This is a genomic window from Ferruginibacter albus (genome assembly GCF_020042285.1).
GTDB lineage: Bacteria > Bacteroidota > Bacteroidia > Chitinophagales > Chitinophagaceae > Ferruginibacter > Ferruginibacter albus.
This window is the reverse complement of the sequence record NZ_CP083388.1, coordinates 1,727,198-1,742,230: the sequence shown is the minus strand read 5'-3', so window position 1 is coordinate 1,742,230 and position 15,033 is coordinate 1,727,198. Positions and strand designations below refer to the sequence as shown.

General features: G+C 37.7%; 6 protein-coding genes and 1 tRNA gene. 6 read left to right on the top strand and 1 reads right to left on the bottom strand.

Annotated elements, in window-relative coordinates:
* The first annotated feature begins 50 nt into the window (after nt 1-50).
* The 3 genes from K9M53_RS07790 (at nt 51) to K9M53_RS07780 (ending at nt 2,611) form a co-directional block, all read left to right on the top strand.
* Complete coding sequence (locus K9M53_RS07790) at nt 51-212, top strand: hypothetical protein (RefSeq protein WP_224019066.1); 162 nt, start codon at nt 51-53, stop codon at nt 210-212.
* Between the two features lie 318 nt (nt 213-530).
* Complete coding sequence (locus tag K9M53_RS07785; protein WP_224019065.1) at nt 531-2,513, top strand: ABC-F family ATP-binding cassette domain-containing protein; 1,983 nt, start codon at nt 531-533, stop codon at nt 2,511-2,513.
* A gap of 24 nt (nt 2,514-2,537) precedes the next feature.
* Nucleotides 2,538-2,611, top strand: a tRNA-Arg gene (locus K9M53_RS07780).
* A gap of 50 nt (nt 2,612-2,661) precedes the next feature.
* Here the strand turns inward: K9M53_RS07780 and K9M53_RS07775 are convergent.
* Nucleotides 2,662-2,934, bottom strand: coding sequence for a hypothetical protein (locus tag K9M53_RS07775; protein WP_224019064.1), 273 nt, complete (start codon nt 2,932-2,934; stop codon nt 2,662-2,664).
* A 132-nt stretch (nt 2,935-3,066) separates the two neighbouring features.
* Between K9M53_RS07775 and K9M53_RS07770 the strand changes: the two genes are divergently transcribed.
* The 3 genes from K9M53_RS07770 to K9M53_RS07760 all read left to right on the top strand — a co-directional run bounded on the left by K9M53_RS07770 (nt 3,067) and on the right by K9M53_RS07760 (nt 15,032).
* A complete protein-coding gene (locus K9M53_RS07770; protein WP_224019063.1) occupies nt 3,067-11,832 on the top strand; it encodes a GH36-type glycosyl hydrolase domain-containing protein in 8,766 nt (2,921 codons plus the stop codon).
* Between the two features lie 101 nt (nt 11,833-11,933).
* Nucleotides 11,934-14,093, top strand: coding sequence for a PAS domain S-box protein (locus K9M53_RS07765; protein WP_224019062.1), 2,160 nt, complete (start codon nt 11,934-11,936; stop codon nt 14,091-14,093).
* A gap of 9 nt (nt 14,094-14,102) precedes the next feature.
* Entirely contained in the window at nt 14,103-15,032 is a 930-nt protein-coding gene (locus tag K9M53_RS07760; RefSeq protein WP_224019061.1) for an archaemetzincin, read from the top strand.
* Nucleotide 15,033: the final 1 nt, after the last annotated feature.

Below are 15,033 nucleotides of genomic sequence, written 5' to 3'. Positions count from 1 at the left end.
GGCATTTTAACCTTTTCTCTGTGTATTTATGATTTAAATAAATATCGAGAATGGTATGGCCAATATATTACGGGATGGGCGCTTATAAGCCAATGGAGTTACGGCTTCCTTATGTCTTTATCGGTACTGTTAGCAGGCATATTTTTATTGCTAAGCAAAAAGATGGGGTGGATATTTGGGATACTCTCAACAATAGCTATCCTGATAAATGACATTTTTCTATTTATTATAAAATATCACTCTATTACAGGAGTTTTATTTACCATTGCTTTTTCGATTTATTCTATTGTTATTTTATGCATGTTGTTAAGCAAGTATTTTATCACCAAGTACAAACCTAACAACAGAGACTGGATATTAATTTCAACCGTATCAATTATATTATTTTTACAATCTTTTTTAAAACAATTATAGAGTAGACTCTTTCGTTGAAAGAGATGAATAAGAGAACAAGTTCATACTGCCATGAAAAACAAATAGCGGTATCAAAAAAACAGCAAACAATTAAACTAATAAACTAATTAATAAAAATGCTTTTAGGATTACAGAATGTAACGTTTGAATTTGGCGCAAGAGTTATAGTAGAAGATGCTACCTGGCATATTCAACCGGGCGAACGCATTGCTTTGATAGGCTATAACGGAACAGGGAAATCTACTTTATTAAAAGTATTAACGCGGCAATACATGCCAAGCAAAGGAACCGTAGAACAAGGCAGAGAAACGACCGTTGGTTTTTTACACCAGGACTTATTAGGATTTGATACCGATGACTCAATTTTAGAAGTTGCTATGGGTGCTTTTGAAAGAGTAAAACAATTAGAAAAAGAAATTGAGGAATTGGGTGAAGAGCTGGCAAGAACAGGTGATGAACAATTAGCGCATGATTATGCCGATAAACTGCACGAACTGGAAGTGTTGGGCGGTTACAATATTCATCATAAAACAGAAGAGATATTACAAGGACTTGGTTTTGCAAATGCAGACCTGAATAAGCCTTATAAATTATTCAGCGGAGGTTGGAGAATGCGTGTATTGTTAGCAAAAATGATATTGATGAATCCGGATGTTTTATTACTGGATGAACCAACGAACCACTTAGACTTACCAAGTATTGAATGGCTGGAAAAATATTTATCGCATTATCAAGGTGCTGTAGTAATTGTAAGTCACGATAGATATTTCTTAGACAGGATGGTAAATAAAGTAGTAGAACTCTATCAACAACAATTGCATTTTTATTCTGGCAATTATTCTTTTTATGAAACAGAAAAAGCGTTGCGAATAGAGATCCAGCAAAAGGCTTACGAAAATCAGCAAGACTATATTCGTCAACAGGAACGAGTAGTGGAACGCTTTAAAGCCAAAGCCAGCAAGGCCGCCATGGCGCAAAGCATTGTTAAAAAACTGGATAAATTAGATAGGATTGAAAATGTAGAGCTGGAGCGCCCTAACATGCGCATCAATTTTTCGATAGATAAACAACCGGGCAGAGTATTGTGCACACTAAAACATATCACTAAAAAATTCGGCGATCTTACTATTATGGAAGATACCGGCGCTGAAATTGACCGCGGTGATAAAATTGCTTTATTAGGAGCTAACGGTAAAGGTAAATCTACGTTATTAAGAGTTATTGTTGGTAGCGAACAATTTACCGGTGAACGGATATGGGGACACAATGTAGATGAATCGTTTTATGCGCAACATCAGTTAGAAGCGCTGGATATGAACAATAATTTAGTGGAAGAATTGCAAAGCGCAAGAAGCGGAAAAAATGACCTTGAACTAAGAAGCTTATTAGGCGCTTTTTTATTTAGTGGTGATGATGTAGATAAAAAAATCAAAGTATTAAGCGGTGGTGAAAAAGCAAGAGTGGCATTGGCAAAAACAATTATAAGTAAAGCCAATTTTTTAATGCTGGATGAACCTACCAACCACCTGGATATTCATTCTGTAGAACTGTTGATCGAAGCGTTGAATAAATATGAAGGCAGCATTGTGTTAGTAAGTCACGACCGCTATTTTGTTAGCAAGATCGCCAATAAAATATGGGAAATAGAAGATCATAAGATCGTGGAATTTAAAGGCACTTATGCAGAATGGGAAGACTGGAAAACAAGACGGGAAGCCGAAAGAAAAAAACAATCATCAACGGACAACAAGCAACCAAAAGCAGAAAATAATAAACAGGCAAGTAACGAGAAACAAACAGTCAACACCAACGAAGCCAATAAACAACAGAACAACAAACCGATCGATAAAGAATTAAACAAAGAGTTACAAAAACAAAAAAAAATATTTCAACAACTGGAAGAAAAACTAGCTGCACTTAATAAAAAGAAAGTTGACATGGAAGCTGCAATGGCTGCTCCTGAAAGCTATGCAAACAAGGATAAATTTCAACAAACAGAAAATGAATATAAAGCTGTTGTCATAGATATAGGAAAAACAAATAAGGAATATGAAATTGTATTCGAAAAAGTAATGGAATTGGAAGAGAAGAATAGTTAGTTTATATTTGCGCAAAATTCAAGAGGTCCGGTAGCTCAGTTGGATAGAGCATCAGCCTTCTAAGCTGAGGGTCATTGGTTCGAATCCAATCCGGATCACATAAAAAGCTCCTTCTCAGGAGCTTTTATTTTTTATAAAAACTATTGCATTAAAACAGCACCTCGATATTCATATTCAGGTATCTAACTTTAAACACAAGATTCTCTATATTAAAAAATATTAACGTAGTAGAGTCATCTTTATGAAAAAAAGATGAATACAAATGAACAGAATTATCATGTATTCGTTTTTTCAATTCAAACTTCATTTCTAACAGCATATCATGCAACGAATGATAGGTATGCTTTTCAAAATCCTGCAATAATTTTATACCCGTTATTATAAGGGCATTTTTAAAATATGAATTTTCTTTTGTCATCATAGTAAGATTTAGTTTTAAAATACCTTCCCATTGTATAAAATCAAAATATATACCACGACAATTTCATGTGTAAAACATAGGGCATGATATTAGATATTAAATGTTTGAAGAATTCAAACTCCAAACATGAAAATGTCGAAAACAAAAAAACAATCAAAGGATTTTTTTGAACTGTTGCCACAGGCAGTTACTGCTCTTAAAAAAAATATTTTTGACCCTTTTTTTGGTAATAGCATCAACGAAAAATTCAGCAATGAAAGTTTGCCTTTCCGCTCCGAATTATTAACCGAACAACAATTAGAGAACCACGCAAACTCGCTTGCAGCAAGGCATACATTGATTGAAGAAAAACACGAAGAACAATTACTGAAACGATTGGCAGAGAATGAAAGGATCATACTGGAAGTACATAGACTGCTTACCGAAACCGTAAAACAAAACGAAAGAATTACCCCCGCAGGTGAATGGCTGCTTGATAATTTTTATTTAATAGAAGAACAGATCTATACCGGTAAAAAGCATTTACCCAAAGGTTACAGTAAGGGATTGCCAAGATTATTACGTGGAGATTCGGCAGGATTGCCACGGGTTTATGACATAGCTGTGGAAATTATTTCCCACAGTGATGGCCATGTTGATAATGATAACCTGTCTGGCTTTATACGGGCTTATCAAAAAAATACGCCGCTTAATTTAGGCGAATTATGGGCAATTCCTATTATGTTGCGCCTGGCATTAATTGAAAACCTGCGCCGCCTGTCTATACAGATCGCCATCGATATCAATAATAAGAACCTCGCAAATCATTGGGCGCAAAAAATGATGGATACAGTAGAAAACGATCCAAAAAACCTGGTAGTGATCATTGCAGACATGGCAAAATCAGATCCTCCGATGGAAAGTTCTTTTGTTGCAGAATTTACAAGAAAGCTGCAGGAAAAGGGCAATGCGCTTTCACTCCCACTTACATGGATCGAACAACGTCTTTCTGAGATCGGCGTTACCAGCAACGAATTGATTCACCAGGAAAATCAGACACAGGCTGCCGACCAGGTATCTATCAGCAACAGCATTACCAGTTTACGTTTTTTAGGCACTACCGATTGGCGTGAATTTGTAGAGAAGAATAGCATTGTAGAAACTATTTTAAGTGAGGATGTCAGTGGCATTTATCCTCGCATGGATTTTTATACAAGAGATAATTATCGCCATGCGGTTGAAAAAATTGCCAAACACAGCACTTTATCAGAACAGCAGGTGGCTGAAAAAATAATAGCCTTAGCCAAAGAGCATGAACATGATGATAATTTCAGACTAAAGCATGTTGGCTATTACTTAACAGGTAAAGGGCTGTTGCAAACACAAAAACTGATCAAAATAAAATTGCGTCGTCCTGATACGCTGTGTCAATGGATAAGCACTTACCCTTTATTTTTTTATTTAGGATCCATAACACTTTTGACTGGCCTGGTATTATGGCCGCTCTTTTTTGTATTAAAGGCAGAGCACTTTAATTATTGGATAACGATACCTGCAATAGTTGTAATGCTGATTGCTGTAAGTCAATTATCCATTTCATTTGTTAACTGGCTTAGTACGCTTATTATAAAACCATCACTATTGCCAAGACTGGATTTTTCTAAAGGCATCCCTGAAGATCAACGCAGCATGGTAGTGATACCCACTATGCTTACCAATGCAAAAAGCATTGATGACTTTATGGAAGGCCTGGAAGTTCGCTTTCTTGCCAATCGTGATGTTAATCTTCACTTTGCATTACTTACAGATTTTAAAGATGCAAAACAAGAGCATATGCCGGATGATGATGAACTGTTATCTATCACCAAAAACAAGATCATTGAATTAAATCGAAAATACCAACGCAATACAAACGATACTTTCTTTTTATTCCATCGTCCACGCAAGTGGAATAAAAAAGAAAGCAGGTGGATGGGCTTTGAAAGAAAACGCGGAAAGCTAGGCGATCTAAACGCTTTAATAAAAGATGACAGCAAAGAAAACTTTTCTTTGATCATTGGCGATGAAGCCATTTATTCTAAAATAAAATACATTATTACTTTAGATACGGATACCGAATTGCCAAGAGAAGCTGCCTGGAAAATGGTCGGCACCATGGCGCATCCGCTTAACAGGGCTCTGTATTCAGAAAAGAAAAAAAGAGTTACTGAAGGTTATACCATTCTTCAACCAAGGGTCTCAAATAGCTTACCGGGCTTTAATAGCTCCGCTTACACAAAAATCCACAGTAATGAGCCTGGCACAGATCCTTATACAAAAGCTATTTCAGATGTTTACCAAGACCTGTTTTTGCAGGGATCGTTCATTGGTAAAGGCATTTATGATATTGATGCTTTTGAAAAAGTTTTAAAGAACAGGTTTCCATTGAACAGGATCTTAAGCCATGATCTGTTGGAAGGCTGCTATTCACGTTCGGGTTTAATAAGCGATGTTCAATTATATGAAGATTATCCCTCAAGCTATATCGCCGACATGCAACGCAGGCATAGATGGATAAGAGGCGATTGGCAAATTGCAAGATGGATATTCCCATTTGTACCGGATGGCAATAAAAAGATCCAAAAGAACCCGCTTTCGTTATTATCTAAATGGAAAATATTTGATAACCTACGCAGGAGCCTTGTTCCTACCGCTTTGCTTTTATTATTATTGTTTGGATGGATATTTACCACAAAAGCATGGTTCTGGACTTTAATAGTTCTTGCTATACCGTTATTATCAAGCGTTATCATTTTTGCATGGGAAATGTTTCGCAAACCAGACGACACGATGTTTAAACAACATCTACGATTTTCTTTGCGCTCGGCAAGTTATCATTTTGCTCAATATCTATTAGACATCATTCATCTTCCGTATGAAGTATATTACAGCATCAATGCCATTCTGATTACTTTTTGGCGTGTATTCATTTCGCACAGAAAATTATTGCAATGGAATCCATTTAGCAATTCTGCAAAAATATCTGTTATACGCACAGGATTGATAATGTGGTTTGCACCGGTCTTTTCTGTCGCTGCTTTTATATATCTTTCTGTACACGCTCCTCTTTCATTAATTGTTGCAACGCCCGTTTTAATTCCCTGGTTTATCTCACCGTTAATAACATGGTGGGTTAGCCGAACAGGTAAAGAGGAAGAAATTACTGTAAGCCACGAAGAGAACATCTATTTAAGAAAACTGGCAAGAAAGATATGGGCTTTCTTTGAAACGTTTATTACGCAAGAAGACAATTGGCTGCCTCCTGATAATTACCAGGAACAGCCCGTTGAAAGAATTGCGCATCGCACCTCTCCTACCAATATTGGTCTTTCATTGCTAAACAACTTAACTGCACTAGAGTTTGGTTACATCACCGTAAGTCAATTAATAGATCGCACTTCCAACTGCATTAATACCATGCAACACATGGAAAGATATCGTGGACATTTTTACAATTGGTACGATACGATATCCCTTGTTCCGCTTCATCCAAAATATATATCTACGGTAGATAGCGGAAACCTGGTTGGCCATTTGATCACATTAAGACAAGGATTATTAGCTGTTCCAGAAAGAAAGATGATCAACGAAAATACGTTCGAAGGAATACTTGATACCATTTCGATCGCCATTGAAAAAACAACAGAAGATTCAACGTTAAAAAAATTCAAAACAGAAATTGCAGGGGCATACCCAACGGCAATGCATAACCTAAAAAGTACATTTACTTTATTAAAAGGAATGGAAGTTGTTTGCGACGACCTTGTAAGGCAGATCAGTGACCGGGAAGAAGGCGAATATGAATTTTGGGAGCAAAAAATAATCACTCAGATAAAAAGCACTAAAGAACAGTTGCTGACATTGGCACCGTGGTTATCATTGAATGATATGCCCGAACGATTCGATCATTTAAGCCATTCTTTTACTTCCATACCAACCATAAAAGAAATTGCCGGTATTGAACAAAGCCTGCTGAATGAGATTATGAACAGCTATTCGCCTGAAAATACCGAACAGGAAAATGAATGGCTGAATAATTTCAGGGAACTGATAACACATGCAGGTCATCGTGCTAAAGAAATTATTATAACATTGGAATACTTGGCTGCTAAATGCCAGGAATTTTCGATCGTAGATTATGATTTTCTATACGACAGGTCTCAACACTTGCTTACCATCGGGTATAGTATGGAAGAACATAGAAGAGACAATAGCTTTTATGACCTGCTGGCATCAGAAGCAAGGCTCACCACTTTTGTTGCTATTGCACAGGGCAAATTACCCCAGGAAAGCTGGTTTGCTTTAGGAAGACAACTCACCAATGCCGGCGCCACTCCTATTCTTTTATCCTGGAGCGGTTCCATGTTTGAATACTTAATGCCGCTACTGGTAATGCCCACCTACGAAAATACTTTGCTTGATAAAACCGGCAAAGGCATTGTGCAAAAGCAAATTGAATATGGCAAAAAAAGAGCTGTGCCCTGGGGTATTTCAGAGTCAGGGTATAATATGGTTGATGCTGCGTTAAATTATCAATACAAAGCATTTGGTGTACCAGGCACAGGTTTTAAACGAGGCTTGGGAGATGACCTGGTGATTGCACCCTATGCTACTATAATGGCATTGATGGTAGATACTTCTGCTGCTTATGAAAACTTGCAGGTAATGAAGCAACTGGCATTTGAAAACAAGTATGGTTTTTATGAAGCAATCGATTATACACCATCAAGATTACAACGTCGCCAGCAATATAGCATCATTAAATCTTTCATGGCGCATCACCAGGGAATGAGCTTGCTGGCAATAGCATATGTTTTGTTGAACAAACCTATGCAGCGCTTATTTGAATCGGATGTGCAGGTAAAATCCGCTTTGTTGTTATTGCAGGAAAGAGTACCTAAGATCAGTACCTTCTATTCACCCGGCGTACATACTTCTGATATCAGTGTTAGTGCTGCAGGAGGTTCAGATACATCCATGCGTGTTATCAATACGCCACATACCAATATTCCAGAAGTACAATTATTATCTAATGGAAGGTATCATGTAATGGTAACCAATTCCGGCGGAGGTTACAGCCGCTGGAGAAATATTTCGGTTAACCGTTGGCGTGAGGACTTTACCTGTGACGACTGGGGTACATTCTGCTTTATACGAGACTTGGATAGCAATGTGTATTGGTCATCGGCGTATCAGCCCGTTTTAAAACAAGGTGATAATTATGAAGCCGTGTTTTCACAAGGACGTGCAGAATTCAGAAGACGGGAAGAAGCCATTGAAACACATACCGAAATTGTTGTTTCGCCGGAAGATGATATTGAATTAAGGAGAGTGCACATCACGAATCATTCCCGCAAAAAAAGAACGATCGAAATAACCAGCTATGCTGAAATTGTATTGACACATCCCAATGCAGATGAGGCGCATCCTGCGTTCAGTAACTTATTTGTGCAAACCCAGATCAATAAAAAGCACAACGCTATTATTGCATCCCGTCGTCCTCGTACAGCAGAAGAAAAAACACCCTGGATGTTTCATTTAATGAAAGCATACAATGCTGAAACAAAAAGCATTTCCTATGAAACCAACAGAACAAAATTCATCGGCAGAGGGAATACTATTCATTCTCCTCAATTCATTAAACAGGAAGATGGCTTGTCAGGAACAGAAGGTTCTGTGTTAGATCCCATTGCGTCTATCCAGTACCGCTTGGTAATTGAGCCACATGAAACTGCAACCATAGATATGATATTTGGTGTTACGGAAACAAAAGATGTCTGCAATAGCCTGATCGAAAAATACCAGGATTTTCATTTAACCAATCGTGTGCTGGAATTGGCATGGACGCATAGCCAGGTTATTTTACGCCAGATCAATGCAACGGAATCGGATGCGCAATTATATGCCCGCCTGGCAGGATCTATTGTATTTCCGAATGCATCGCTTCGTGCAGATGCATCAGTGATCACGAAGAATAACCGCAAACAATCCGGCTTATGGGGGTATTCCATTTCCGGAGACCTCCCCATTGTATTATTGCAGATTGAAGACTCATCCAACATCGATTTGGTAAAACAATTGATACAGGCACATGCCTACTGGCGCATGAAAGGCTTGGCAGTTGACCTGGTTATATGGAACGAAGATCATGGCGGTTATCGCCAGGTATTGCATAATCAAATATTAAGCCTTATATCTCCGGGATTAACTACGAACACCAATGACCCTGCAGGCGGTATTTTCATTCGTTCTTCCGATCAAATATCAAATGAAGACAGGATATTATTTCAAACAGTAGCGCAGATCATTATATCTGACCGGTTCGGTACATTGGAAGAACAGTTGAACAGAAAAAGTAAATTACGTTCTAACATTCCATATTTTAATCCCAGCAAGTTCTTCCCTTCTATCAATTCTGAAGTGACATTACCTGCCGATCTGAAATTTAATAATGGCATCGGTGGCTTTACTCCGGATGGCAAAGAATATGTGATCGCTACTTCTCCTTCGCAGGTAACTCCTGCTCCATGGGTGAATGTTTTAGCCAACGCCAATTTTGGTTGTGTTATTTCTGAAAGTGGGCAGTCTTATACATGGTTAGATAATGCGCATGAATTGCGGCTTACACCATGGAACAACGATCCCGTGAGCGATCTAAAAGGCGAAGCATTTTATATACGCGATGAAGAAAACGGAAGATTTTGGTCACCGTCACCGTTACCTGTTCGTGGCAACGGCAATTATATTACAAGACACGGATTTGGGTATAGTGTTTTTGAATATAGCCATGATGGCATTAACTCGAATATGACGATACATGCGGATATCAATGATGCAATAAAATTCATTGTAATAAAACTACATAACAAATCCAACCGTCCACGCAGGCTATCTGTAACAGGCTATGTAGAATGGGTGCTGGGAGATCTGCGAAAAAAATCTTCTATGCATACTATAACGGAAATGCATATCCCAACAGGTGCCGTCATAGCTAAAAATAATTATAACAGCGAATTTGAAAACAAGATCGCTTTCTTCGACATAGACGATACTAATAAAACCTATACTACCGACAGAACAGAATTCATTGGAAGAAACGGCACATTAAGTAATCCCGATGCATTAAGCCGGGTACGTTTATCAGGCAAGACCGGTGCTGCTCTTGATCCTTGTGCTGCCCTTCAAACTATTTTTGATCTTTCTGATGATGAAGAGCATACCATAATATTCCGCCTTGGTGCCGGTAAGGATATGAATGAAGCCGATGAATTAATAAAAAAACACAGAGGTTCTTTTGCTGCCAGCAATTCATTTAATGCAGCTACTGAATATTGGAAACATACATTAAGTGCCGTGCAGGTTGAAACACCGGATGATGCGTTAAATATTATTACCAATGGCTGGCTAAATTATCAAACCCTGGCAAGTCGTATTTGGGCTCGCAGCGGTTTGTACCAATCCGGGGGTGCCTTTGGTTTCAGAGATCAGTTGCAGGATGTATTATCATTGATACATACCAAGCCTGATATTGCAAGGGAACAAATAATCCTTTGTGCTTCCCGCCAGTTTAAAGAAGGCGATGTACAACACTGGTGGCATCCGCCGGTTGGCAGAGGTGTACGTACTACTTGCTCCGATGATTTTTTATGGTTACCATACGTAACGTCCCGTTATCTTCAATCGACCAACGATGCAGAAATATTAAATGAGAACATCTCTTTCCTGGAAGGACGTTTATTAAATGCAGGTGAAGAATCATATTATGATCTTCCGATACGTTCTGATAAAAGCGCAACACTATACGAGCACTGTGTAAAAGCGATTGAACACGGATTGCAATTTGGCGTTCATGGCTTGCCATTCATCGGTTCAGGCGATTGGAACGACGGCATGGATAAGGTTGGCGAACATGGTAAAGGTGAAAGTGTTTGGCTGGCATTCTTCCTGTATGATATTCTATTAAAGTTTATTAAGGTAGCGCAATCTAAGAATGATACGGCTTTTGCAGATAAATGTCGTGAACAGGCTGAGCAATTAAAAAAGAATATTCACGAACATGCGTGGGATGGAGAATGGTATCGTCGTGCTTATTTTGATGATGGCACACCCTTGGGCTCAAATGAAAATGATGAATGCAAGATCGATTCTATTGCACAAAGCTGGTCGGTGCTATCAAAAGCAGGCGAACCGGATAAAGCAATAAAGGCAATGGATTCTGCCTATAAACACCTTGTAAAAAAAGAGGAAAAGATCATTCAACTCTTTAATCCGCCTTTTGATAAATCTGCTATCAATCCGGGTTATATAAAAGGTTATGTACCCGGCGTTAGAGAAAATGGCGGACAATATACACATGCTGCTATCTGGCTGATAATGGCTTTTGCATCTTTAAAAGAAAAACAAAAAGCGTGGGAACTCTTGCAACTCGTAAACCCTGTTAATCACGGTAGCACTAAAGAAGAGATTGCTACCTATTGTGTAGAACCTTATGTTATTGCTGCCGACGTGTATGCGGAACCGTTACATAAAGGCCGTGGAGGATGGACATGGTATACGGGCTCTGCCGGATGGATGTATCAATTGATCACTGAATATTTTTTAGGCATTAAAAAAGAAGGAAATAAACTGCTCATCAATCCTTGTATACCGCCTGACTGGCCATCCATAAAGATTCGATATCGTTTCGGCGATACGGTGTATGATATTAAAGTGGAACAGGCGCATCAGGGGAATGGCACTACTGCTACCAAGATCTTTGTTGACAACCAGGAATTAAAAGATAATTGTATTCCATTAGCAGATGATCATGTAACGCATAATGCAAGAGTGCTGGTGAGTGATAATCCTAAAATTGATCATACTGTTACAGAGCTGATGTAATCATATAAAACAACACCTGCTTTACATTCAGGATAAATTATGTTTTATATCCTAAGCATTGCTATTTACAGTAACTTTATTCTGTTGTAAAAATATCATTTATGAAAAGCGGTTCTTTTGAGAGGACAATTGTGATCTCTATGGTCATTGTTTTGATAGCAGTATTCTTTTTCTCCATCTATACTTTTATTCTTAACAACGAAATTAAAAGCACTAATTCTTGGGTATCACATACAAACAGGGTACTATACCGATCAGAAAAAGTTATTTCTGCGCTGAAGGATATTGAAACAGGTACACGTGGATATATTCTTACAGGAGATAGTGTTTTTTTACAACCTTATTTTTCATCCAGGGATAGCATTTATGATGATATTGCTGATCTCAAAGATCTCACTAAAGACAATAATTTTCAGCATAAGAAAGTTTCTTCCCTCGATACACTTACAACAAAAAGACTTGCCTTATGTCGCAATCTGCAATTATTAAAGAACAACAATACTTCTTTTGATTCTATTAAACCATTATTGCTGCAAGGGAAAAAAGTAATGGATGAGATCAGGGATACCTTTAAAAGTATTCAACAGGAAGAAGAAAGACTTTTAACCATAAGAAAAAAGAACAGTGATGATGTAGAGCGCAAGTCACAATTTGGATTTTTTATTTTATTCGGAAGCCTTTTGTTTTTATTCCTCACAGCGTTTTTTGCCATTCGTTTTCTTTCCGGACTTCGTAAAAAAGAAGGGAAAGCATTAAGGAACCTGGATAGCGGCATACTTTTTTTCAGCAAGCGAATAGATGAGATCATTAAAGGGATCAGTGATCCATTTTTTGCATTGAATAAACGATTTGAATTTGTTTATTACAATGACTCCGTAATAAAAAGTATTGGACAAGGGAAAGGTAATCTTACACGAAAAAACGTTTTTGAGGTCTTTCCTCAATATAACCAAAATATCATCGGTCAGAAAATGAAAGATGTAATGGCAACCCAACAAAGCGAAAGCTTTGAAGCCTTTGAAGATTTTTTAGATCAATGGCAGGACATTACCATCTACCCTACTTCGCAAGGTATTTCTGTACATATAAAAGATGCTACTAAAAGAAAAACATATGAAGCGGAATTAAATACCGCTAAACAATTGTTGGAAACCATAAACACCGTAGCGCTTGTTGGCGGATGGAATGTGGATATCGCTTCAGGAAAAGTAAGCTGGACAGACATCACAAGAGGCATCTATGAAGCAGCGCCGGATCATGTTCCCGATCTTAGAAAGCTTATTAATTTTTATAAACCCGGCAAATCAAGAGAAACGATTGCACAATTTATAAATGATGCTATTGAAGAAGATAAAGAATGGGATGCGGAGTTACTGATCGTTACTGATGCCGGAAAAGAAAAATGGGTTTATTCAAAAGGCAAACCCGAATTTCAAGATGGTGTATGCGTACGCATCGTTGGTACACTACAGGATATCGATGCAAAAAAGAAATTAAGCGAACAGCTTTTGAAAAGCGAGCAGCAATTTAAATCAGCTTTTGATAACTCATTGGATGGCATGACGCTTGTTGGCGTAGATTCTCAGATACGTGAGATCAATCAATCATTTTGTGATATAAGCGGCTATAGCAGGGATGAATTTAAACAGCTTGGCTTTACTGCTTTTACACATCCGGATGACAGGGAGAAAGATAAAGCCACTTTTGAAAAAATAATGAGCGGCGCCATCAAAAGATGGAGATATGAAAAAAGGTACCTGCACAAAAACGGAAATATTATCTGGGCTGAAGCATCGGGCTCTGTAATTACCGATCGGGAAGGGAATATTGAAAGTTTTGTTGCACAAATGCAGGATATCACTAATAAAAAAAATGCGGAAGACAAATTCTTAACAGAAAGAAATTTGCTACGCACCATCATAGATAACCTGCCGGTGAATATTTATATGAAAGACCTGGAATCACGGAAGACATTGGTGAACAAAGCGGAATTGCTTTTTTGTGGAGCAGCATCAGAAGCAGAAGTAATAGGCAAAACAGACCAGGAATTTTATCCCAATAAATATGCGCTGCAATCTATTGCAGAAGATAAATATGTGTTTGCTACCGGCAAACCATTATTGAATAAGGAAACCAAGGCTGCTAAACATGATGGAACAGAGACAACCATTCTAACTTCCAAGATCCCTTTATTCAATGAGAATAACGAGATAATAGGCCTTGTCGGAATCAGCTATGATATTACCTTTAAAGAACAATAACATTGCAGTTTGTCAATTAAAAAACTTTATAGTATCTATTTACCGTTGCTTTTTCTTTTTATTTCCTGTACTAAACATAAAAAACAAAGCGGGAATATAAATATTGAACAAGACTCTTTGATCAGGAGTAATTCCAGTTACTTCAATGCCATAGAGCAAAATGATGTTACGTTATCTTCTCCCAAACCGGGAGATTGGTTATACGAGCATCCTGAAAAGGGACAAAGTTTTGAACAATACAAAGATGAAACCCCAACTAAATTATCTCCCGAAAAATCTATTATTTATTTACAGCCGATTGGTCATTTTACCAACCTGCAATTGAGTGCATTGCAATTAACCAAAGAATATGTTGAAATATTCTTTCAATTAAAAACAATCCTGTTAACTCCAATCTCCGATTCAATAATTCCTAAAACTGTCCGAAGAAATAGATTCAATCATGAGCAACTGCTTAGTACCTATATTATAGATAGTGTACTTAAAAATAGAATTCCGCAAAACGGTTTTTTGGAAATGGCATTTACAGAAAAAGATCTATATCCTGCTAACGACTGGAACTATGTTTTTGGTCAGGCTTCTTATGCAGACAAAGTGGGAGTTACCTCTATTTACAGGTTACAAAATGAAGTATTAACAAAGGAAAATTTTTCTGCATGCTTAAGAAGATTAATGAACATTGCCACTCATGAGATCGGACATATGTTTTCTGTGCAGCATTGTACGTTTGCCAAATGTGTGATGAACGGAGCCAACAGTCTAACAGAAACAGATCAATCGCCTAACCGGCTTTGCTCCGAATGTCAAAAAAAACTTTTCTGGAATATCCGGTACGGTAACAAAAAAAGATTAAAAGAGATTGCTTATTTTATGAAAAGGAATGATCTTCAAAAAGATTATGATCTTATACATTTGGATGAAGAAAATATCTCACCTTAAA